This window comes from Ruegeria sp. BB7 (assembly GCF_056539365.1).
Map to the genome: position 1 here is coordinate 660,083 of NZ_JBQFUV010000001.1, position 20,893 is coordinate 680,975.

At 57.9% G+C, this 20,893-nt stretch carries 18 protein-coding genes; 12 read left to right on the top strand and 6 right to left on the bottom strand.

The genetic code is table 11. The features are described 5' to 3' along the window. Positions 1 to 24 precede the first annotated feature (24 nt). Together ACR0D7_RS03265 and ACR0D7_RS03270 are read left to right on the top strand one after the other, a co-directional pair. Complete coding sequence (locus tag ACR0D7_RS03265; RefSeq protein WP_480677715.1) at positions 25 to 489, top strand: (2Fe-2S)-binding protein; 465 nt, start codon at positions 25 to 27, stop codon at positions 487 to 489. A gap of 3 nt (positions 490 to 492) precedes the next feature. Further along, a complete protein-coding gene (locus ACR0D7_RS03270; RefSeq protein WP_480677716.1) occupies positions 493 to 2,733 on the top strand; it encodes a xanthine dehydrogenase family protein molybdopterin-binding subunit in 2,241 nt (746 codons plus the stop codon). A gap of 46 nt (positions 2,734 to 2,779) precedes the next feature. Here the strand turns inward: ACR0D7_RS03270 and ACR0D7_RS03275 are convergent, their stop codons facing one another. The 3 genes from ACR0D7_RS03275 to ACR0D7_RS03285 all read right to left on the bottom strand — a co-directional run bounded on the left by ACR0D7_RS03275 (position 2,780) and on the right by ACR0D7_RS03285 (position 6,279). After that, a complete protein-coding gene (locus ACR0D7_RS03275) occupies positions 2,780 to 3,559 on the bottom strand; it encodes a gamma-glutamyl-gamma-aminobutyrate hydrolase family protein (RefSeq protein WP_170381712.1) in 780 nt (259 codons plus the stop codon). A gap of 137 nt (positions 3,560 to 3,696) precedes the next feature. Further along, the gene (locus ACR0D7_RS03280; RefSeq protein ID WP_170381713.1) at positions 3,697 to 4,122 is read right to left on the bottom strand and encodes a GlcG/HbpS family heme-binding protein; all 426 of its coding nucleotides are present in this window, start codon (positions 4,120 to 4,122) and stop codon (positions 3,697 to 3,699) included. Positions 4,123 to 4,146: 24 nt separating this feature from the next. Beyond that, positions 4,147 to 6,279 (bottom strand): malate synthase G, encoded by a 2,133-nt coding sequence (locus ACR0D7_RS03285; protein ID WP_480677717.1) that lies wholly within the window; start codon positions 6,277 to 6,279, stop codon positions 4,147 to 4,149. Positions 6,280 to 6,497: 218 nt separating this feature from the next. Between ACR0D7_RS03285 and pepN the strand changes: the two genes are divergently transcribed. The 5 genes from pepN to ACR0D7_RS03310 all read left to right on the top strand — a co-directional run bounded on the left by pepN (position 6,498) and on the right by ACR0D7_RS03310 (position 13,033). Further along, the gene (gene pepN / locus ACR0D7_RS03290) at positions 6,498 to 9,050 is read left to right on the top strand and encodes an aminopeptidase N (RefSeq protein WP_480677718.1); all 2,553 of its coding nucleotides are present in this window, start codon (positions 6,498 to 6,500) and stop codon (positions 9,048 to 9,050) included. Beyond that, a complete protein-coding gene (locus ACR0D7_RS03295) occupies positions 9,047 to 9,475 on the top strand; it encodes a hypothetical protein (RefSeq protein WP_480677719.1) in 429 nt (142 codons plus the stop codon). The genes pepN and ACR0D7_RS03295 overlap by 4 nt, the downstream gene beginning before the upstream one ends. 132 nt (positions 9,476 to 9,607) lie before the next feature. Next, on the top strand, positions 9,608 to 10,867 hold the full coding sequence (locus ACR0D7_RS03300; RefSeq protein WP_480677720.1) for a hypothetical protein: 1,260 nt from the start codon (positions 9,608 to 9,610) through the stop codon (positions 10,865 to 10,867). Between the two features lie 70 nt (positions 10,868 to 10,937). Further along, positions 10,938 to 12,449, top strand: a complete 1,512-nt coding sequence (gene gatB, locus ACR0D7_RS03305) for an Asp-tRNA(Asn)/Glu-tRNA(Gln) amidotransferase subunit GatB (RefSeq protein ID WP_480677721.1) — start codon at positions 10,938 to 10,940, stop codon at positions 12,447 to 12,449. A gap of 173 nt (positions 12,450 to 12,622) precedes the next feature. Further along, positions 12,623 to 13,033 (top strand): DUF4177 domain-containing protein, encoded by a 411-nt coding sequence (locus ACR0D7_RS03310; RefSeq protein ID WP_480677722.1) that lies wholly within the window; start codon positions 12,623 to 12,625, stop codon positions 13,031 to 13,033. Positions 13,034 to 13,055: 22 nt separating this feature from the next. Here ACR0D7_RS03310 and ACR0D7_RS03315 read toward each other — a convergent pair whose 3' ends face one another. Then, positions 13,056 to 13,352 carry a GDCCVxC domain-containing (seleno)protein gene (locus ACR0D7_RS03315; RefSeq protein ID WP_480677723.1) on the bottom strand — a complete coding sequence of 99 codons (297 nt, stop codon included), beginning with the start codon at positions 13,350 to 13,352 and terminating at the stop codon, positions 13,056 to 13,058. Continuing rightward, complete coding sequence (locus tag ACR0D7_RS03320) at positions 13,324 to 13,578, bottom strand: BolA family protein (RefSeq protein WP_480677724.1); 255 nt, start codon at positions 13,576 to 13,578, stop codon at positions 13,324 to 13,326. The genes ACR0D7_RS03315 and ACR0D7_RS03320 overlap by 29 nt, the downstream gene beginning before the upstream one ends. A gap of 108 nt (positions 13,579 to 13,686) precedes the next feature. On the opposite strand from ACR0D7_RS03320, the gene ACR0D7_RS03325 reads away from it, so the two are divergent. Beyond that, positions 13,687 to 14,310 (top strand): J domain-containing protein, encoded by a 624-nt coding sequence (locus tag ACR0D7_RS03325; protein ID WP_170381721.1) that lies wholly within the window; start codon positions 13,687 to 13,689, stop codon positions 14,308 to 14,310. Between the two features lie 8 nt (positions 14,311 to 14,318). Here ACR0D7_RS03325 and ACR0D7_RS03330 read toward each other — a convergent pair whose 3' ends face one another. Further along, the gene (locus ACR0D7_RS03330) at positions 14,319 to 15,206 is read right to left on the bottom strand and encodes a Hint domain-containing protein (protein WP_480677725.1); all 888 of its coding nucleotides are present in this window, start codon (positions 15,204 to 15,206) and stop codon (positions 14,319 to 14,321) included. A gap of 427 nt (positions 15,207 to 15,633) precedes the next feature. On the opposite strand from ACR0D7_RS03330, the gene cobS reads away from it, so the two are divergent. The 4 genes from cobS (at position 15,634) to ACR0D7_RS03350 (ending at position 20,877) form a co-directional block, all read left to right on the top strand. Further along, the gene (gene cobS, locus ACR0D7_RS03335; protein ID WP_170381723.1) at positions 15,634 to 16,620 is read left to right on the top strand and encodes a cobaltochelatase subunit CobS; all 987 of its coding nucleotides are present in this window, start codon (positions 15,634 to 15,636) and stop codon (positions 16,618 to 16,620) included. 122 nt (positions 16,621 to 16,742) lie between these two features. After that, positions 16,743 to 18,620: a cobaltochelatase subunit CobT gene (gene cobT / locus ACR0D7_RS03340; protein ID WP_480677726.1), complete on the top strand. Its 1,878-nt coding sequence runs from the start codon at positions 16,743 to 16,745 to the stop codon at positions 18,618 to 18,620. Positions 18,621 to 18,692: 72 nt separating this feature from the next. Continuing rightward, a complete protein-coding gene (locus ACR0D7_RS03345; protein ID WP_480677727.1) occupies positions 18,693 to 20,474 on the top strand; it encodes an aminopeptidase P family protein in 1,782 nt (593 codons plus the stop codon). Between the two features lie 61 nt (positions 20,475 to 20,535). Next, positions 20,536 to 20,877, top strand: coding sequence for a DUF427 domain-containing protein (locus ACR0D7_RS03350; protein ID WP_170381726.1), 342 nt, complete (start codon positions 20,536 to 20,538; stop codon positions 20,875 to 20,877). Positions 20,878 to 20,893: the final 16 nt, after the last annotated feature.

Sequence of the window (20,893 nt, forward strand, 5' to 3'; positions counted from 1 at the left end):
AGCCACAGCTAAATGAGGTGCGCAATGGCGACCGCTCTGAAGATCAACGGAAAGCAACATCAGATTGACTTGCCCGATGACGTCCCCCTGCTTTGGGTACTGAGGGATGAGGTCGGGTTGACCGGAACTAAGTTTGGCTGCGGCGTCGCCGCCTGCGGCGCATGCACCGTGCAAATTGATGGCGAGGCCGTACGTTCGTGTCAGGTGGCCTTGTCAGATGTTTGGGGTGATGTGACCACGATTGAAGGCATCGGAACACCAGACGCTATGGCTGCAATCCAACAAGCCTGGGTCGATCATCAGGTTGCACAGTGCGGATACTGTCAATCGGGCCAGATCATGCAGGCCGCCGCATTGCTGGCAGAAAACCCCGCACCATCGAACGCGGACATAGACGAAGCGATGCAAGGCAACTTGTGTCGCTGTGGCACCTACCCCCGTATTCGCGCTGCGATCCACGACGCAGCCGGCAAATTGAAGGAGGCGTAATCAATGGCTTCTGTTGGAAAAATCCTCCGTCGAACCTTCCTGATCGGGTCCGCCGCGATTGTCGGCGGCGTGGCTTTTGGCGCCTATTACGTAAGCCGCCCCTCCGCAAACCCGCTGAAACCCACCGAAGGTCAGACAGCACTGAACCCATTTGTTCTGATCGACCAGAACGGCGTGACCCTCTTTGCCCCCCGCGCCGAGATGGGACAGGGGGTGAAAACAACATGGGCTGCGCTTATTGCCGAGGAACTGGACGTTGATCTGGACCAGATCACCGTTCTGCACGGCCCGGCGGCGGCGGCCTACTACAACTCGGCGCTGATGAGGGAAAGCCTGCCCAACAAGGGCTATGACATCTCGAACTTCCAGCACAATCTGGGTGAAGCGCTTGGGGTGCTTGGCAAGGTGCTGAGCCTGCAAGTCACCGGTGGCTCGACCTCGATGAAGGACGGGTTCGAGCGTATGCGTCAGGCCGGGGCCTCGGCTCGTGAGACGCTGAAACGCGCGGCTGCCAACCGTCTGGGCGTCGACCCGTCCGAGTTAAAGACCGCTTCGGGGCATGTGATTTCCTCGAGAGGCGATAAGATCGCCTACAATGAACTGGCTGTAGATGCGGCGGGGCTTGAACCGGTCGAGGTGCCGCTGCGCGATCCGTCCGAATGGCGCTATCTGGGCCAGACCCAACCGAGACTGGACATGGTCGAAAAGGTGACAGGTACGGCCGGGTTCGGTGTCGACGTACGCTTGCCGGGCATGAAATTCGCCGCCGTCCGGATGAACCCAAAACTCGGCGGTGCGATGAACGGTTTTGACGACAGTGCCGCCAAAGCCATGCCCGGGGTCGAGAAAATTGTCGATCTGGGCACTGGTGTCGCGGTTATCGCAAACAACACTTGGCTCGCCAATCAGGCAGTTGAGGCAATAGATGTGGATTGGGGCGACGCCCCCTACCCACCCGACACCGCGGGCATCTTTGCCAAAATTGCTGAAGCTTTCGACGACGCTCCGAACTCGACCATGCGCGACGATGGCGATGTGAGCGTCGCGCTCGATGGCGCGACCGAGATCACGGCTGAATATCAGGTGCCCTATCTGGCCCACGCCACGATGGAGCCGATGAACGCAACCGCACTTTACACCGGCGACGCGTTGGATCTGTGGTGCGGCAATCAGGCCCCGACGCTGATCCGGTTCCGCGTGGCCAACACAGCCGGTCTGGACACCGAGGCGGTGCAGATCCACACCACATATCTGGGCGGCGGATTTGGCCGACGCGGTGAGCTGGATTTCGGCGAGATCGCCACCAAGGTCGCCATGGCCATGCCCGGCACTCCGGTTCAGACAACTTGGAGCCGCGAAGAAGACATGCGCCACGACTATTTCCGCCCTGGTGCCATCGCCCGGCTGCGAGGAGCGGTTCAGGACGGCAAGGCGGTGCTGATCGACGGTAGGGTCGCATCCCAATCCAGTACTCAGCAGGCCGTTACACGCTATACTGGTCTGCCCGGTTCAGGCCCGGACAAGGTGCTGGTCGAAGGGTTCTTCAACCAACCCTACGCGGTGCCGAATTACAGGGTAAGCGGACACATCGCTGAACTTGATGTTCCCGTCGGGTTCTGGCGCTCAGTCGGTAACAGCCATAACGGCTTTTTCCATGAAACCTTCATGGATGAGATGGCCCATGCCGCAGGCCGCGACCCGCTGGAGTTCCGACTGGAGTTGATGAAGGACGAACACGCACCGTCGGCAGGTTGCCTGCAAGCCGTAAAGGAAATGTCCGGCTGGACTGGTCAAACACCCAACGGTATCGGGCGCGGCGTGGCCTTCACCTACAGCTTCGGCACCCCGGTTGCTCAGGTGATCGAAGTGGTCGATGAAGACGGCACCATCCGCATCAACAAGGCATGGATCGCCTGTGATATGGGGCTGGCGCTAGACCCGGAAAACGTCAAGGCGCAGATGTTCGGTGGCATGATGTACGGGTTGTCGGCGGCCTGCTATGGCGAGATCACCTTCGCCGAGGGCGAGGTCGAACAGTACAACTTCCCTGACTATGATGCGCTGCGCATGCACACTGCCCCGCAGGTCGAGGTGCGCGTGCTGGAAACCAACCGTCACATGGGCGGCGCAGGCGAGCCGGGAACACCTCCGTCGATGCCCGCGCTCGGTAATGCTCTGTTCGATTTGACCGGAGAACGTGCCCGTACCCTCCCCCTGATCAATCAGTTTAACTTGCTGGTCTGATCGCAACGCGCCGGTCCGGTCCCCCTCTTGCGGATCGGCGCGAAAATCACGCTGTCTGCTGTATCAGGCTGACATCCGATCCGGTCGCCCATGCGCGCACAGCAGCACCGAACGCTTCGAATAAAGGTCGGGAAACAGGATCGTTGATTGCATCCCATTCCGGGTGCCATTGCACCGACAACGTAAACCCGGGTGCATCCTTGACATAGATTGCCTCAGGCGTGCCATCCGGCGCGTGTCCGTCTATAACCACGCGATCACCGACTGTCTTGATACCCTGCCCGTGAAGGGTGTTCGTCATCACCTCAGGCGCGCCGAATAGTTGGTGAAACACGCCGCCCTCGTCCAATGTTACCACATGGCGCAAAGCGAATTTCTCTTCCAGCGTGCCGTCCGGCGGCATGCGGTGGTTCATTCGCCCCGGTAGATCACGAATTTCGGGGTAAAGCGTCCCCCCCATGGCAACGTTCACTTCTTGGAACCCACGGCAGATCCCCATGAACGGCTGCCCTCGCTCAACGCAAGCCCGAACCAGAGGCAGCGTGATAGCATCCCGTGCCCGGTCGAACTCGCCATGGGCGTCAGTGGCGTCTTCGCCATATTCCTCGGGGTGTACATTTGGACGTCCGCCAGTCAGCAGAAACCCGTCGCAGACCTCCAGCAATTCTTCGACCGTGACATATCGCGGGTCAGATGGGATCAAAAGCGGCAGGCAGTGGGAAACATTTGCCACGGCGTCCGAATTCATCGTTCCGCCCGCATGGGTCGGATATTCATCGTTCATGAGATAAGAGTTGCCGATGATACCGACGACAGGTCGAGACATTCCGCTTTCCTTACTGGTTCCCTGATTAAAAAGAAAGCTATCCGCAGCGAGGAGAACGTGCAACAGAGCACGCCCTGCATGACAGCGCAAGGACGTGTTCAGTTCTGCACGCATCTTTCAGCGTAAGTTAGAGAAAATCAGATTTCTCCGGTCAGGCCCGCCGCCTCAATCCCGGCCATGCCTGCAACCGCGTCATTGTCCGACGTATCGCCGGTAACACCCACGGCACCAATCACGGCACCTTTGCGATCCCGCAACAAGATACCGCCCGGAACCGGAACGACCTGACCACCATAAACACCATTCACCGCGGCCATGAAATAAGCTTGCGCCTCGGCCCGCTGCATCTGCGCAGTGCCCGCCATGCCCAGCATGACCGATCCATACGCCTTGCCATGCGCGATCGGGAACCGGCCCGGTGCCGCGCCATCTTCACGCTCAAATGCGATGACGTGGCCTCCGGCATCCAGCACAACAACCGAGAGAGGCTTCAGTTCCATCTCGCGCCCCTTCTCAAGGGTTTTCCGGATGATAGTGCGAGCTTTGCGCAGATTGACTGCCATGTTGTGTCCTCTCGTTCCTTGGGATTAAAGGCTGGCTTTCAGTTCCAGACGGCGGGCATGCAGAACCGGCTCGGTATAGCCCGAGGGCTGAATGCGCCCCTTGAAAACCAGATCGCAGGCCGCCTGAAACGCGATGCCGTCGAATCCCGGCGCCATCGGTGAATAAGTCGGGTCGTCTTCATTCTGGCGATCCACTACAGCGGCCATCTTCCGCATTGCTGCCATCACCTGGTCTTCGCTGACAACGTCGTGGTGCAACCAGTTGGCCAGCGCCTGTGACGAAATCCGGCAGGTTGCCCGGTCTTCCATCAGGCCAATATCATTGATGTCTGGCACTTTCGAGCATCCCACCCCCTGATCGACCCAACGCACTACATAACCCAGAATGCCCTGCGCGTTGTTTTCGATCTCGCGCGCGATTTCATCTTCGCTGAGGTTACGGCCACCCAGCAGTGGAATGGTCAGCAAGTCGTTCAGCGTACCGCGCGCGCCACCGGCAGCCAGTTCGTCCTGACGGGCCAGCACGTCGAACTTGTGATAGTGCGTCGCGTGCAAAGTCGCGGCAGTTGGCGACGGCACCCAAGCGCAAGTGGCACCCGATTGCGGGTGGCCGATCTTGGCCTCCAACATATCGCCCATCCGATCAGGCATGGCCCACATGCCCTTGCCAATCTGCGCCTTGCCCTTCAGGCCACAGGCCAAGCCGATATCAACGTTGCGATCCTCATACGAAACGATCCACGGCGTGTTTTTGATGTCGCCCTTTGGCAGCATCGGGCCCGCCTCCATCGAGGTGTGAATCTCATCCCCCGTCCGATCCAGAAAACCGGTGTTGATAAAGGCCACACGCGATTTCGCGGCCCGGATACATTCCTTAAGGTTGGCCGAAGTGCGACGCTCTTCATCCATGATACCCAGCTTTACCGTGTTGCGCGGCAGGCCCAGAATATCCTCAACCATATCGAAAATCTCGACCGAGAATGCGACTTCTTGGGGACCGTGCATCTTGGGCTTGACCACATAGACCGATCCTTTGACCGAGTTGCCGCCCTCACGCTGCAGATCGTGCATGGCGATCAGAGTCGTGCAAAGCGCATCCATCAGTCCTTCGCCGATCTCATTGCCCTCGCCATCCAGAACAGCGGGGTTGGTCATCAGGTGCCCCACATTGCGCACCAACATCAGCGAGCGGCCCTTCAACGTGGCCTTCTCACCGCTGGTGGCGGTGTATTCCACATCCTCGGCCAGCTTGCGGGTGAAAGTTTCGCTACCTTTCGAGACCTCTTCGGTCAGATCGCCTTTCATTAAGCCCAGCCAGTTGCTATAGGCCACAACCTTGTCGGCAGCATCCACGCAAGCAACCGAATCCTCGCAGTCCATAATGGTGGACAATGCCGATTCCAGCCGTACATCGGCGATGCCCGCCGGATCGGTGGCGCCAATGTTGCTGGAGGGATCGATCATGATCTGCACATGCAGACCGTTGTTCTTCAGCAGTACAAATTCCGGTTTTTCCGCAGCTCCGCCAAAGCCCACAAAACCCGCAGGATCAGCCAGCGCCGGAATCAACGCCCCGCCTTCGACGCTCAGCCCGGTGACGTCCGCCCAGGACCCTTCGGCCAGCGGCGCGGTGTCATCCAGAAACGCCTTGGCCCATGCAATCACGCGGGCCCCACGATCGGCGTCGTAACCTATGGCCTTGGGCTGTTCGCCCATTGCGTCAGTACCATAGAGCGCATCATAAAGGCTGCCCCAGCGTGCATTGGCGGCGTTCAAGGCAAACCGTGCATTGGTGATCGGTACCACCAACTGCGGTCCGGGGGTCAGGGCAATCTCAGGATCGACGTTGGCGGTTTCGATCTGAAAATCCTCGCCCTCCTCGACCAGATAGCCAATCTCACTCAGGAATGCCTGATATGCTGCTGCGTCATGTTCCCGACCTATGTTGGCAATGTGCCAGCCATCGATACGGCCCTGAATCTCGGCCCGCTTGGCAAGCAGCGCCTTGTTCTTTGGCCCCAGCTCTTGAACCATGCGGGATAAACCTGACCAAAAAGCCTCGGATGAAGTATCGGTTCCGGGCAGCGCCTGATTTTCGATGAAATCCGCCAGTTCGACGGCGATCTGCAAACCGTTTCTGGTTTCCCTGCTGCTCATTTCAGGCCTCTCCCGCAATTGTACGCCACTGTATGCCGTCTTCAATTAGGACGGAAGTTTCCGATAGGCAACATGTCTTGAACCCTTTAATTGCCGATCCGCGGGATTAGTTCAAAATCATCACGTACCTGATTGCCTGGCAAAGCGGTCACGTGGCTTGCAGCCCAACGCTACAGCCCATAACGTCGCGCCGAACACGAACCGACACGAGGCCCCAGATGCGCGACGCCGCCCCCACCACGATCTATCTGAAAGACTACACGCCATTTGGCTATCTGGTGGACAGCGTGCATCTGACCTTTGATCTGGCAGATCATGCCACACGCGTCACCTCACGCATCGCATTCCGCCCTAATCCCGTGGCCACGGATCACACGTTTTTCCTGCATGGCGAAGAACTGACCCTGATCCGTGCCGTCATCGACGGGGTCGAAGTCACGCCCGACGTCACTGACAAGGGCCTGACCGCAAATGTCCCCGACGCGCCTTTCATTTGGGAATCTGTGGTCGAAATCGACCCCGGCAACAACACCGCACTTGAGGGGCTATACATGTCGAATGGCATGTACTGCACCCAATGCGAGGCCGAAGGGTTTCGCAAGATCACCTATTACCCCGACCGTCCGGACGTGATGTCCACCTTCACCGTGCGCATCAACGGCGACCTGCCGGTACTGCTGTCCAACGGTAACCCGTCGGGCAAAGGTGAAGGCTGGGCCGAATGGACCGATCCGTGGCCAAAACCCGCTTACTTATTCGCGCTGGTCGCAGGTGACCTGATCGCACACCCAGGCCAGTTCACCACCTTGTCCGGTCGCGATGTGGAACTGAACCTCTGGGTCCGCCCCGGCGACGAGGGAAAATGCGCCTTTGGCATGGAGGCGCTGAAGAAGTCGATGAAATGGGACGAAGACGTCTATGGCCGTGAATACGATCTGGACGTGTTCAACATCGTGGCGGTCGATGACTTCAACATGGGCGCGATGGAGAACAAGGGGCTGAACATCTTCAACTCCTCCGCCGTTCTGGCCAGTCCCGAAACCTCGACCGACGCCAATTTCGAACGAATCGAAGCAATCATCGCGCATGAGTATTTCCACAACTGGACCGGCAATCGGATCACCTGCCGCGACTGGTTTCAGCTATGCCTCAAAGAAGGGCTGACTGTCTTCCGCGATGCGCAGTTTACATCCGACATGCGCTCGGCCCCGGTCAAACGCATACACGACGCGATCGATCTGCGCGCACGGCAGTTCCCCGAGGATAACGGGCCGCTGTCGCACCCTGTCCGGCCTGAGAGTTTTCAGGAGATCAACAACTTCTACACCGCGACCGTCTACGAGAAAGGCGCCGAGGTCATCGGCATGTTGAAGCAGTTGGTGGGCGATGAGGCTTACTCCAAGGCACTTGATCTGTATTTCGACCGCCATGACGGGCAAGCCTGCACCATCGAAGACTGGATCAAAGTTTTCGAGGATACGACCGACCGCGATCTGACCCAGTTCAAACGTTGGTATAGCCAGTCCGGTACACCTCGCGTTTCGATCACCGAAGATTGGCGGGACGGCACCTATACGCTGACTCTGTCACAGCGCACCGAGCCCACCCCCGGACAATCTGAAAAGCTGCCGCAAGTGATCCCGATCGCCGTCGGCCTGCTGGGTCCAAACGGCGACGAAGTGCGCGCGACTGAGGTTCTGGAACTGACCGAGGCCGAACAGCGCTTTGAGTTTACCGGGCTGGCGGCTAAGCCTGTGCCCTCAATCCTGCGGGATTTCTCGGCTCCGGTCATTCTGGAACATGATCACACGGATGCCGAGCGCGCGTTCCTGCTGGCTCATGACACCGATCCGTTCAATCGCTGGCAGGCCGGGCGCTCGCTGGCGCAAGATACGTTGCTGCGCATGATCCGCGAGGACACAGCACCCAGCTCCGACTATCTGGACGGTATTCTTGCCGTGTTGCGGGATGGCGATCTGGATCCGGCCTATCGCTCTTTGATGCTGGGCCTGCCAACGCAAGCCGAACTCGCAGCAGCCTTGTTTGAAGCCGGGGACACACCCGACCCGATGGCGATCTGGACCGCAGTTGAAACCCTGCGTCAGGCGACAGCGCAGCATGTGCAGGATCTGCTGCCCCGGCTACACGGTGAAACGCTGATCGAAGCGCCGTTCAACCCCGACGCCGAACAGGCAGGAAAGCGCGCGCTTGGCGGCGCGGCTTTAGCCCTGACATCGCGGCTGGACGGTGGCGCAAAGGCAGCCGAGGACTATGCCGCTGCAGACAACATGACGCTGCAACTGACCGCATTGTCCTGCCTGCTGCGTGCTGGCAAAGGACAAACGGAACTGAGCGCCTTTTACGACCAGTGGCAGCACGATCGTCTGGTGATGGATAAATGGTTTGGCCTGCAGGTCTCAATGTCCACCCCCGAGGGGACCGCCGACACCGCCCGCGACCTGACGGAACACGCTGACTTCAACTGGAAGAACCCGAACCGGTTCCGCGCAGTTATGGGCGCGCTGGCGATGAACCATGCGGGTTTCCATCGTGCGGACGGTGCTGGTTACGCGCTGTTGGCAGATTGGCTAATCCGGCTGGATCCGGTGAACCCGCAGACTACGGCGCGGATGTGCTCGGCCTTCCAGACATGGAAGCGTTACGACGCAGATCGTCAGTCGCTTATGCAGGCCCAATTGACCCGTATCGCCGACACGCCGAACCTGTCCCGCGACACCACGGAAATGGTGTCTCGTATCCTCGACGCATGACCCCGTTCCGCTTTACACGCCACAACAGAACGCCGCGCACGATCCTAATCCTGCTTGGCGTCTACCTGGCGCTGGTGGCGCTGCAGGTTATGTTTGATGCGGCTTGGTGGCTCGTTGGCCTGTTGGCGTTAACCACTCTTCCCGCGCTTTGGGACATCGCGCGCGACACCCGCGCCGGGATATTTGTGGACCACGACGAGATACGCTGGTTCTCGGGAAATCGTGAAGGGCATGTCGATTTGGCGGATATCGACTATGCGCGGTTTGACACACGCTGGGACTTTTCGGTGCGCATTTCGTTGGTGCTGAAGTCTGGCAAGCGGATTCGGTTGCCCGATGAATCCACGCCCCCCAGCAAGGATTTGGAAGAGGTCTTTCAGCAGGCCGCGCTGCGTGTTGAACGCCACCATTTTAGCATTTTGTGAAACAATCAACATGAGTGTGGTCCATTGCGCCACATCCGCGCTCAAATTCATATGCAAAGCTTGAGTTGGAGGGTCGTTTCAGTAACATTTAAAATTCAAGACCACCTGTTTGTTACGGTTTCGAGTGTTACCATGTTTCGGTTTTTCAAGGCGCGTCACGCCCATTCCTCTCTGCCCTGTCCTCATCCCGCGCAAGAATTGTGCGCTTTGGATGGGCCTGCAACGGCGGCAATGCCGGATAAAGGGCAACTGAATATTCCTCTTGGCGATATCCGGGCCGAAGACCTGGCTGCACACGAAACCATTGAACATGGTCGCAAGCTGGCAAGGCAGGATCAGTGGTCCGAACTGTCCCGACAGATGCGCGAAGCTGATGAAGCGCGCGAGACGGCACCAGATGGCACGCCAATAGCGGACTTGCTGGCCTTTGGCGCCCGATCCGACGTTGTTCTGGCGGTTGAGCATGCGCTGTCTGACGTAAATGCTCTACGCGAATACGACCTGCTGAGCGGCATTTCCGAGCTTGAAGATGAAATGCGCGCGCATCCGGATGATCCGATGATTACTCTGGTGGTTGCCTTGGCGCATATCGATCTAGCTTGGGCTTGGCGTGGGACAGCAACGAAGGCGACATTGCCGCCGCTGCACCAATCGCGCTGCGCAGCGCATTTTGACCGGGCTGCGGCACTTTTGCCGAAATGCCGTGCGGTTGCTCCGAACAGCCCCATGGTTGCTGCAGCAGGATGTGCCCTGCTGGCAGGCCAGCGGAAATCCAAACTGCGCGTTGCGGACGAATATGAACGGCTGATCACGCTAGACCCGCAAAACCAGCGCCACATGCGGGCAATGGGCACGCATCTGTTACCGCGCTGCTTCGGCAGCTATGAAGAACTTGAGGTTCAGGCCCTGCGCAACGCCGCGCGCACCCAGGATATCTGGGGAGCCGGCGGATATACCTGGGTTCAGTTTGACGCCATCGCACTGGATGAAGAGGCCTGCGCACGACTGGATGTGGAATACTTTCTGGAAGGTCTGCACGACATCCTGCATCGCCGACCGGATCAGCCGACCGTCAACATGCTGTCGGCCTATTGCGCCATCACGATTCAAAACGGGTTGGGCTTGAACGACAAGGCCGATCAGGTGCGTGCACAAATTCACGAGGCGGCCAATTGGCTGATCCGTGATCATTTGACCGAGTTGCACCCGCTCCTCTGGGCTCATGCCGCAAACGGATTCAACAACAGCGCCCGTATCAACTCACCAGAGCGATTCGCGGCCCGAGGCCATCGCGACGCGCTGCGGGCCATTGGTGATCTGTTTCGGGAAGAGCTGCGCAGCGGCATGGACGTGACGTTTACTCCGTCGGGGCTGCGCCTGTCTCAGCACTGATTCCCCCTTGCCCCTTTGGCGCGGCACGCCTAATACGCAGGCTTAGACTTCTGCGGAAATGAGGCGCGCCATGCTCGACCTGACATACGAAATGCCCAAACCCAAGACCATTGCCGGGGCCAAGCACGACTGGGAACTGGTGATCGGGATGGAGGTGCATGCTCAGGTCTCATCCAATGCCAAGCTGTTTTCCGGTGCGTCGACCCAGTTCGGGGCCGAACCGAACTCGAACGTGGCCTTTGTGGACGCGGCGATGCCGGGGATGTTGCCGGTGATCAACGAATACTGCGTTGAGCAGGCCGTACGCACCGGGCTGGGTCTGAAGGCGGATATCAACCCGAAATCGGCCTTTGACCGCAAGAATTATTTCTACCCCGACTTGCCGCAAGGCTATCAGATTTCCCAGTTGTACCACCCCATCGTCGGCGAAGGCGAAGTGCTGGTCGAGATGGGCGACGGTACAGCGCGCATGGTCCGTATCGAACGCATCCATATGGAGCAGGACGCGGGCAAATCGATTCACGACATGGACCCGCATATGTCTTTCGTGGACCTGAACCGGACCGGCGTTTGCCTGATGGAGATCGTCAGCCGCCCCGATATTCGTGGCCCGGAAGAGGCCGCCGCTTATATCGCCAAGCTACGCCAGATCATGCGGTATCTGGGCACCTGTGATGGCAACATGCAGAACGGCAACCTGCGCGCGGACGTGAACGTCTCGATCTGCCTGCCGGGCGCATATGAGAAGTATCAGGAAACACAGGATTTCTCGCATCTGGGCACACGTTGTGAGATCAAAAACATGAACTCGATGCGCTTTATCCAGCAGGCGATCGAGGTCGAAGCCCGCCGTCAGATCGCCATCGTCGAAGCTGGTGGGAAGATCGATCAGGAAACCCGCCTGTATGACCCGGACAAAGGCGAGACCCGCTCGATGCGGTCCAAGGAAGAAGCGCATGACTATCGCTATTTCCCCGACCCCGACCTGCTGCCGCTGGAAATCGAGCAGGCGTGGGTTGACGACATCGCAAACAACCTGCCTGAGTTGCCGGACGACAAGAAAGCCCGCTTTATCAGCGAGTTTGGCCTGACCGACTATGACGCTTCGGTACTGACTGCCGAGGTGGAATCTGCCGCGTATTTCGAAGAGGTCGCACAGGGCCGCAACGGCAAACTGGCCGCGAACTGGGTGATCAACGAACTGTTCGGTCGCCTGAAGAAAGAAGACCACGACATCACCGAGTCGCCGGTTTCCCCTGCGCAATTGGGTGGGATCATTGACCTGATTTCATCCGATGCAATCTCGGGCAAGATCGCCAAGGATCTGTTCGAGATCGTCTATACCGAAGGCGGCGACCCGGCGCAGATCGTCGAAGAGCGTGGCATGAAACAGGTGACCGATACCGGCGCCATCGAATCCGCTCTGGATGAGATTATCGCCGCCAATCCAGCGCAGGTTGAAAAAGCCAAGGTTAACTCGAAGCTGGCGGGCTGGTTCGTTGGTCAGGTGATGAAAGCGACCGGCGGCAAGGCCAATCCGAAGGCTGTCAACGAGCTGGTGAGCAAAAAGCTGGGTTCCTAAGTCGATCAGAAATCACGTCATGGGCGGCAGGGGTTGCAAAAACCTCTGCCGTTTATTGTCTGGGACTTGCGTTTCGACGACAGCTCCGGCGGAATTCAGCATGTTTGTGATGATGACTTTCCCAAAATCCTCAACATGTTAGATTGTCAGGGATCGGCAACCAGGAATATCTGATGCAGCGTTACGAATACAAAGTCGTCCCCGCCCCTCAAAAAGGCACTAAAGCCAAGGCGGCGAAAAATGCCGAGGATCGGTTTGCGGCTTCGATTGAGCACGTGCTGAACCAGATGGGAGAAGACGGATGGGAATATCAGCGCGCGGAATTGCTTCCTAGCGAAGAACGCTCGGGCCTCACCAGTTCGACGGTGAACTGGCGCAATGTTCTGGTCTTCCGGCGGAAAATTGAAGTTACGTTTACCACCACCCGAGGCCCATCAGAAATGCCCGAGGGCGTGGCGCAAGCGAAACCGGTGCCGGGCCCAGAGGCGGTTGTCGCCCCAGCCCCCATTTCGCAAGAGGTGAAAGAACCACCGCTGTCGCTAAAAGGTTCCGAGGCCAAAATAGACCCTGAGGAAAAACCCTAAAGCCCAGGCGCCCCACAAAGATTCACTTGCAGCAGGATTTACCTTCTTGAATCGGGGGACATGGAACAGTGCCAAAAGAACAATAAACGCAACAATCACCTTCCAGTGGCTTTAGAACCGCCTGACACGATTTGCACTCGTAAAACCACTGGCACGCATCCGTTGGCATCACTTCAACCTCAACATGGCCACACAATGGACAGGTCAGAGCGGATTCTAATGTGAAGGCATGTTTTTCTTCTGCCATTGCTTCCCCCTTACCATTTTTTCGTCTGCGGTTTGCCAGAAGGTCAACCGCCGATATCCAGCGCCAGAGCATGTATTCGCGGAACTATGTCGCCCAGCGCCTTGTGCACCGCGCGGTGGCGAGCCACGCGAGATTTGCCCTCAAACGCGCTGGCACGAATGAAAACGTTGAAATGGCTCTCACCACCATCCTGGTATCCTGCGTGACCGCGATGGCTCTCGCTATCGTCAACCACCTTCAACTCGCGCGGATTGAATGCCGCATCAAGGGCTTTATAGATTTCGTCGGCCACGGTCATTTTTTCGCTCAGCAGTAAAAAATTTACCGCTCCCCCTCTTCTACTTTCGGCTACTTAGACTAAACTGCTGCCTCCGAGTCGAAAAGATACCTTCGAGAGGTTCAGAGCATGGTGAAGTCAGACCCCTTCGGATTCGATATGTCCGTTTCCAGCGCCAAGAAAAAGAACCCGCGCGGGCGCCGGGGCATGTCGGGTGCGTCTGAAACCTCGGTGCGAATCTGCGACCATGAGGGCTGTGAAGAGGCCGGTAAATTCCGCGCGCCCAAAGCACCCGACGTGCTGGATGATTTTTTCTGGTTCTGCCAGCAGCACGTGCGCGAATATAACCAGAAATGGAATTTCTTCGACGGCACGACCGAAGCCGAGCTGAACGCACAGCGATCCAAGGACAAGGTGTGGGAGCGTGAAACCAAGCCCATGGGTGATCCCGAGGCACGTGCCTGGGCCCGTTTGGGCATCGAAGATCCGCACCAGGTACTGGGCGAGAACGCAACCAAAAACCCCGGTCGCGCCAATTCAGGCGGTCGCCGCCTGCCTCCGACCGAACGCCGCGCGATCGAAATTCTCGAAGCTCAGGACAGCTGGTCCAAGGCCGAGGTGCGTAAGGCCTACAAAAAACTGATCAAGGTGCTTCACCCGGACATGAACGGGGGCGATCGCTCGCAGGAAGAACAGTTGCAAGAGGTTGTCTGGGCCTGGGATCAGATCAAGGATAGCCGGAACTTCAAATAAGCTTCGTTTTAGTCCTGAAGCATGCCCTGCAGCGCTTGTGCTTCGGGGCGTTTCAAGCAGCGCAAACTGGTTTGCGGTATTGGTGCGCCACTGCTCAATTCGGGAAAAAGCGCGTGCAGTTCGTCAAGGTATTCCCGGCCAAACGACCTGAGCGCCCCATCGCCAAGATACAGGCTTTCGCTCTGCAAGCCATGTGATGTCAGAATGGCGTGCCGTTCACAGGCAATGTGGTAGTACGTAACGGCCTCGTCCTTCTGCAACTGGCGGATCGTATCGTCATTGACCAGGTGAATCGCGGCAGAAAAAACCATCGGTTCGCCAAACAGCAATTCGGCACGCCAACCTTCAATAACGATCCGATGTTGCGGGGACACGTACAGATCACGATCCGGCAGGCCTTTGCCCAGCGCGTCACGCGTGATTAATACGGGCCGGAATTTTGACTGGAGGCGTAAAGTCTGAGCACTGAGTGTTCGGTTACCAATCCAGATTATCGGCAGTGTCTGGCCGTTGGACACACAAACCCTGTCACCAACCTCCAATTCTTCGACTGGTCGCGGGCCTGTGTCAGTTTCGATCAAAGTACCAGCGACAAAACACGGTGGGTTATCCGGGTTGAGATCGACCTCGGTAATCTGCCAATTCCCGGTGCTCAGCGAACTAGTGGGATCTTCTGTATTCCAAGCGTAAACCTGCCCACCTACCCGAATGAAATCCCCGGATTCGCTTGACCCCGACCTGAAACCTTGCCCAAGGAATTCATATTCCTCAAACGTCAGTCCCCCATCAAACGAGATCATGTCACCATCAATAATGGCTGGCTGTGTCTCACCCTGAACAACCAAGTCGCCCGGGCCAGTTACATTTACAGTGTGGAGAAGGACATCAAACGACATCACACGCACCGTGGACAATTGTGGCAATCAAAATAGGCATACCATATTGTGGGGATGGTGTGAGCATACTCTTGCAGTAGGTTCTATTCTTCATCGCCCTCTCGCACAAACTCACTCACACAGTACCAATATGGATAGTTTACGAGAACTCAGGTGAACCCAAAATTAATATTTTTAATATCGCATCCATGAACTCAAAAAAGTCGGCATCGCTGTCACCCAACGCCAGCGACTGGCTGTTTCGCTACAACCTGATGCAGACCTGCGATGCAATTCTCGACTGACCCGCACACGACAAGGCCAATTTCAAAGAAAGACTTGCCGACTTCGTAACCTGCGCGGCTTTCCCTTGCCCTTGCCCGCAATATGTTGCACCACACACAGGTTCAAACCCGGCAATGCGGGCCATAGGATAAGGACAAGGCGAATGGCTGACGGATCGATCGATATCAACGCAAAACCCACCGAGGAAATCTCGGTCCGTGACGTGTTCGGCATTGATACCAACATGGCTGTCAAAGGCTTCGCCGAACGCAGTGACCGGGTTCCGGCCATCGACCCGACCTACAAGTTCGACCCGGAAACCACACTGGCGATTCTGGCTGGCTTTTCTCATAACCGCCGCGTGATGATCCAAGGCTATCACGGCACTGGTAAGTCTACACATATCGAACAGGTTGCCGCCCGTCTGAACTGGCCCGCCGTACGTGTGAACCTGGACAGCCATATCAGCCGGATCGACCTTATCGGTAAGGACGCAATCAAGTTGCGCGATGGCAAGCAAGTCACCGAGTTCCACGAAGGCATCCTGCCATGGGCGCTGCGCAACCCCGTTGCCATCGTGTTCGATGAATATGACGCGGGCCGCGCAGACGTGATGTTCGTGATCCAGCGCGTGCTTGAGCATGACGGGAAACTGACTCTGCTGGACCAGAATGAAATCATCACGCCGAACCCAAATTTCCGCCTGTTTGCCACCGCAAACACAGTCGGCCTGGGCGACACCACCGGCCTGTATCACGGTACGCAGCAGATCAACCAGGCGCAGATGGACCGCTGGTCTCTGGTCTCGACGCTGAACTACCTTAGCCACGATGCAGAGACGATGATCGTCCTGTCTAAGGCGCCGCATTACAACACCGCAGAAGGCCGCAAGAAAGTCAGCCAGATGGTAACAGTCGCCGATCTGACCCGGACTGCCTTTATGAACGGTGACCTTTCGACCGTGATGAGCCCCCGGACCGTGATCAACTGGGCCCAGAATGCCGAGATTTTCCGCGACGTGGGCTATGCCTTCCGCCTGTCCTTCCTGAATAAATGTGACGAGCTGGAGCGCCAGACCGTCGCCGAGTTCTATCAGCGCTGCTTTGACGAAGAACTGCCGGAAAGCGCGGCGAGCGTAAGCTTGGGATAACCCGCAGAATTGCGCCCGTGCCGGGCGCAATGCCTCCGGCGGGGATATTTTTAGCCAGATGAAGGCGGATCCGAGTTCACGGTTGTTGAAATTTGGGGCCGCGATGTGAAAGGCTTGGGGACATGGCACAGAAGAACGACAACCCTGCTGATCCGTTTAAGAAGGCTCTGGCTGAGGCCACAAAAGTTATGGCCGACGACCCGGATCTGTCGGTTAGCTATACCGTCGACCCTTCGGGCTTGTCTGGCGAGTCGATGCGTTTGCCTCAGGTCTCACGCCGGATGACCCGTGAAGAAGTGCTGCTGGCACGTGGAACAGCGGACGCACTGGCATTGCAGCGCAAGTACCACGACGATGCGACGCATGCGCGCTATGTCCCGCCGGGCGATATGGCACGAGATCTATATGAAGCGATGGAAGTTGCCCGTTGTGAGGCGATGGGCGCGCGGGATATGCCCGGCACCGCCTCAAATATCGACGTCAAGATCGGGCACGAAGCGATCCGGCGCGGCTATGATCAGTGTAAGCAGCCCGCAGATGCACCGCTTGCGGTTGCTGCCGGTTATCTGATCCGCCACTTGGCAACAGGGCGCGATCTGCCACCTGCTGCTGATAATATAATGAATCTGTGGCGCGGCTTCATTGAGGAACAGGCTGGCGGGACGCTGGAAAACCTTGATGAGATTCTCTCGGATCAGGCTGAGTTTGCCAAGTTCGCACGCCAGGTGATCAAGGATCTGGGCTATGGCGACCAGCTGGGCGAAGACCCGGATGAGCTGGACGAGGAACAGGAAGATCAGGCCGAGGACGACGCTGAGGAACAGCCGGACCCCGACAGCACCGGCCAGGATGATCAGGATGAACAGGACGCGGATGCCACGCCTGAGCAGACTCAGGAAGAGCAGCGGGACCAGTCTCAGGCGCAGGTCTCAATGGATGAGATGGCCGAGGACGAGATGGGCGATGAGGCAGAGATGCCTGACGGGGAAGCTCCTCTGGAACCCCCTGCCCCACAGCCCGCGTCCGAGGCCGACCCGGACTATAAGGTCTATCTGGACACGCATGACGAGGAGATTGCGGCCGAGGATCTGGCCGAGCCTGCCGAGCTGGAGCGTCTTCGCGCCTATCTGGATCAGCAATTGGAGCCATTGAAAGGCGCTGTGAGCCGTCTGGCCAACAAGTTGCAGCGTCGTTTGCAGGCGCAACAGAACCGCAGTTGGGAGTTCGACCGCGAAGAAGGTATTCTGGATGCGGGCCGTCTGGCGCGTGTGGTTGCCAACCCGACCACTCCGCTGAGCTTCAAGGTCGAGAAAGACACCGAGTTCCGCGATACCGTCGTGACATTGCTGCTGGACAATTCCGGTTCGATGCGCGGGCGACCGATTTCCATTGCGGCCATCTGTGCAGATGTTCTGGCGCGGACGCTGGAGCGCTGCAATGTGAAGGTCGAGATTCTGGGCTTTACCACCCGTGCGTGGAAAGGCGGACTGGCGCGTGAGGCGTGGCTGAATGATGGCCGCCCGCAGCAGCCGGGACGTTTGAACGATCTACGCCACATCATCTACAAAGGCGCTGATGCGCCGTGGCGACGGGCGCGGCCAAACCTGGGTCTGATGATGAAAGAGGGCCTGCTGAAGGAAAACATCGACGGTGAGGCGCTTGAATGGGCGCATCGCCGGATGCTGGCGCGGCGCGAGCAGCGCAAGATCCTGATGGTGATTTCCGATGGCGCCCCTGTCGATGATTCAACGCTGAGCGTTAACCCGGCGAATTATCTGGAAAAACACCTGCGTGATGTGATCGCGATGGTGGAAAAACGCAAGATGGTAGAGCTGTTGGCGATCGGTATCGGCCATGACGTAACGCGTTATTACGACCGTGCGGTAACGATCACGGATGTGGAACAACTGGCAGGTGCCATGACCGAGCAGTTGGCGGCGCTGTTTGACAGCGATCCACGTGCGCGGGCCCGCGTGATGGGTATGAAAAAGGCCAGCTAAGGCTGGCCTTGCCTCCGGCGGGAGTATTTTCAAAAAGATGAAGGGGTAAACCCCGCATAGGAGAGGTCCGAGATGTTTCAATCCTTTGAGGTAACCGCACGCCCGGAACAAGGGCCGCCACGGCTGGTCGCTCTGCGGAGCGAGATGGTGAAAGAAGGGTTGGATGGTTTCCTGATCCCGCGCGCTGATGTGCATCAGGGTGAATACGTGGCGCCTAGGGATGAACGGTTGGCGTGGTTGACGGGATTTACCGGCTCGGCCGGGTTTTGTGCAGCGCTCGCAAATGTAGCTGGCGTTTTCGTCGATGGCCGCTATCGGACACAGGTCAAGGCACAAGTTGCGGCTGATTTCACCCCAGTTCCATGGCCAGAAGTCAGCCTGAGCGCATGGTTAAGAGAGCAACTACCCGACGGCGGCAAGGTCGGGTTTGACCCCTGGCTACATGCTGCGGGTCAAATCGCCAGCACGCAGAAAGACTTGGCAGACAGCGGTATCGAATTAGTGCGCGTGGGAAACCTGGTGGATCGGGTCTGGGAAGATCAACCCGCGCCGCCAATGAATCCGGTCAAGGCGCATCCGATTGAGTTTTCTGGTGAAACGGCGGACAGCAAAATCACGCGTCTCGCTAAAGGTCTGCAAGAGGCGGGTTGCACTGCAGCTGTGATCACACTGCCGGATTCGATCATGTGGCTACTGAACATTCGCGGTTCGGACATCGGGTACAACCCGGTCGCTCATTGCTTTGCCATTTTGCATGCCGATGGTCGGGTCGATCTGTTCATAGTCAAAGAAAAGCTGACAATGTCTTTGGGTGATCAGGTATCCGTTCACGCGCCAGAGGCTTTTCTGGACGCAGCAGCGGTGCTGGAAGGGAACGTTCAGGTCGATCTGGGAACGTTACCTCAGGCCATAGCAGATGTGCTGGCAGATCGAATGATTGATAGCGGGGATCCCTGCGCCCTGCCAAAAGCCTGCAAGAACGACGCTGAAATCGCGGGCAGTGCCGAGGCGCATCTGCGCGATGCCGTAGCGGTGATCGAAACGCTGTGCTGGTTGGATGCGCAGCGCCCCGGCACAGTGAAAGAGACGCAGGTTGTCACGCGACTAGAGAGCAACCGGCGAAAGGATAGCGCGCTTCAGGATATCTCATTCGACACCATCGCCGGCACCGGCCCGAACGGCGCAATCATGCACTATCGCGTGACCGAGGAAACCGACAGCACATTGGAAGATGGGCACATTCTGGTTCTGGACAGCGGAGGGCAATATCTGGACGGCACCACCGACATTACTCGCACAATAGCCATTGGTGACGTTGGTGATGAAGAAAAGGCCTGTTTCACCTGCGTCCTGAAAGGCATGATCAATCTGTCCATGTTGCGCTGGCCGGTGGGTTTGGCCGGGCGTGATATAGAAGGGATCGCACGGGCACCGCTCTGGGCCGCTGGGCAGGACTTTAATCATGGCGTGGGGCATGGCGTCGGCGCATATCTCAGCGTTCACGAAGGCCCGCAGCGCCTGTCCAAAACCAGTCATGTACCGCTGCAGCCGGGCATGATCCTGTCCAATGAGCCGGGCTATTACCGCGAGGGTGCCTTTGGGATTCGCATCGAAAACCTTATTGTCGCGCAAAAAGCCCCGGCCCTGCCCGGGGGTGACGACGAACGCGCCATGCTGAATTGGCGTACTTTGACCTTCGTACCCATTGACCGGCGGCTGATTTTGGTCGACATGCTAACCAGAGCAGAACGGGACTGGCTGAACACTTATCACAAAGAAGTTGCCGAAAAACTCAGGCCTAGACTGGGCGATCAGGCGCAACTGTGGTTGGATGCCGCAACCGCGCCGATCTGACATCGGACTGTTACAATCACCGGGCAGAGGAGAAGCCCAGACTAAAGACGAGGGAAGAAAAATGGTAGAGATTACAATTCGCAAGGCTCCGGGCAAATGGAGCGTCCGCTCCGGTGGTGCGGTTCTGGGCGAAACCACGGCTGCGCTGGAACTGGCCGAGGGCGACCTGCCCCCCGTGATCTATTTTCCTCGTAAAGACATTGCGATGGCTTTTCTGGATACAACGGACAAGATTACCCATTGTCCGCACAAAGGGGACGCCACCCATTTCTCGATCGTCAACAAGTCTTCGGTGACCGAAAACGCAGCGTGGAGCTATGAAGCTCCGGTTCAGGCCATGGCCGAGATCAAGGGCTATGTGGCGTTCTATCCAGTAGAGTCTGTCAAGGTCGAGCAGATCTAGGGTCTGGCCTCTGATA

Coding starts and splice junctions, on each gene's coding strand:
- gatB (WP_480677721.1), top strand. CDS start 10,938: ATGCTCGACCTGACATACGAAATGCCCAAACCCAAGACCATTGCCGGG.
- ACR0D7_RS03320 (WP_480677724.1), bottom strand. CDS start 13,578: ATGACCGTGGCCGACGAAATCTATAAAGCCCTTGATGCGGCATTCAAT.
- ACR0D7_RS03325 (WP_170381721.1), top strand. CDS start 13,687: ATGGTGAAGTCAGACCCCTTCGGATTCGATATGTCCGTTTCCAGCGCC.
- ACR0D7_RS03315 (WP_480677723.1), bottom strand. CDS start 13,352: ATGCTCTGGCGCTGGATATCGGCGGTTGACCTTCTGGCAAACCGCAGA.
- ACR0D7_RS03310 (WP_480677722.1), top strand. CDS start 12,623: ATGCAGCGTTACGAATACAAAGTCGTCCCCGCCCCTCAAAAAGGCACT.
- pepN (WP_480677718.1), top strand. CDS start 6,498: ATGCGCGACGCCGCCCCCACCACGATCTATCTGAAAGACTACACGCCA.
- ACR0D7_RS03330 (WP_480677725.1), bottom strand. CDS start 15,206: ATGTCGTTTGATGTCCTTCTCCACACTGTAAATGTAACTGGCCCGGGC.
- cobS (WP_170381723.1), top strand. CDS start 15,634: ATGGCTGACGGATCGATCGATATCAACGCAAAACCCACCGAGGAAATC.
- ACR0D7_RS03265 (WP_480677715.1), top strand. CDS start 25: ATGGCGACCGCTCTGAAGATCAACGGAAAGCAACATCAGATTGACTTG.
- ACR0D7_RS03280 (WP_170381713.1), bottom strand. CDS start 4,122: ATGGCAGTCAATCTGCGCAAAGCTCGCACTATCATCCGGAAAACCCTT.
- ACR0D7_RS03350 (WP_170381726.1), top strand. CDS start 20,536: ATGGTAGAGATTACAATTCGCAAGGCTCCGGGCAAATGGAGCGTCCGC.
- ACR0D7_RS03295 (WP_480677719.1), top strand. CDS start 9,047: ATGACCCCGTTCCGCTTTACACGCCACAACAGAACGCCGCGCACGATC.
- cobT (WP_480677726.1), top strand. CDS start 16,743: ATGGCACAGAAGAACGACAACCCTGCTGATCCGTTTAAGAAGGCTCTG.
- ACR0D7_RS03270 (WP_480677716.1), top strand. CDS start 493: ATGGCTTCTGTTGGAAAAATCCTCCGTCGAACCTTCCTGATCGGGTCC.
- ACR0D7_RS03285 (WP_480677717.1), bottom strand. CDS start 6,279: ATGAGCAGCAGGGAAACCAGAAACGGTTTGCAGATCGCCGTCGAACTG.
- ACR0D7_RS03345 (WP_480677727.1), top strand. CDS start 18,693: ATGTTTCAATCCTTTGAGGTAACCGCACGCCCGGAACAAGGGCCGCCA.
- ACR0D7_RS03275 (WP_170381712.1), bottom strand. CDS start 3,559: ATGTCTCGACCTGTCGTCGGTATCATCGGCAACTCTTATCTCATGAAC.
- ACR0D7_RS03300 (WP_480677720.1), top strand. CDS start 9,608: ATGTTTCGGTTTTTCAAGGCGCGTCACGCCCATTCCTCTCTGCCCTGT.